Origin of the sequence: Anoxybacillus sp. ST4 (assembly GCF_019448545.1) — a bacterium.
Taxonomy (GTDB): domain Bacteria; phylum Bacillota; class Bacilli; order Bacillales; family Anoxybacillaceae; genus Anoxybacillus; species Anoxybacillus pushchinoensis.
Map to the genome: position 1 here is coordinate 1 of NZ_JAHZOE010000087.1, position 321 is coordinate 321.

Genomic DNA, 321 nt, shown 5'->3' on the forward strand with positions numbered 1-321 from the left:
ATCGATTCATCGTGCTTGTGTTGGACAACGCGCGTATTCATTATGCCAAGATGGTGCGAGCATTCCTTGATAGTCAAGAAGGTGCTACTTTTCACTTTATCTTTTTGCCACCGTATTCCCCACAGTTGAACCCTATTGAACGGCTATGGAAGTGGCTAAAAGATGAAGTCATTGCCAACGTCTTGCATAAAGATCAGAACGATATTGCCCAATCGATCACTCGTTTTGAACAGCACGTCTTACAGCACCCAGATGAGGTGTTACGCCGCATCGGGTGTGCTGCGTGAATCAGAGGTTAAAATGTCAATTTGGATGTATATA

Annotated in this window: 1 protein-coding gene; it reads left to right on the forward strand. The window is 44.2% G+C overall.

What is annotated here, in order from left to right; genetic code table 11:
* Positions 1 to 287 (forward strand): transposase (locus K1I44_RS15630; protein WP_219986639.1); only part of this gene is annotated, 287 nt, incomplete at its 5' end.
* Positions 288 to 321: the final 34 nt, after the last annotated feature.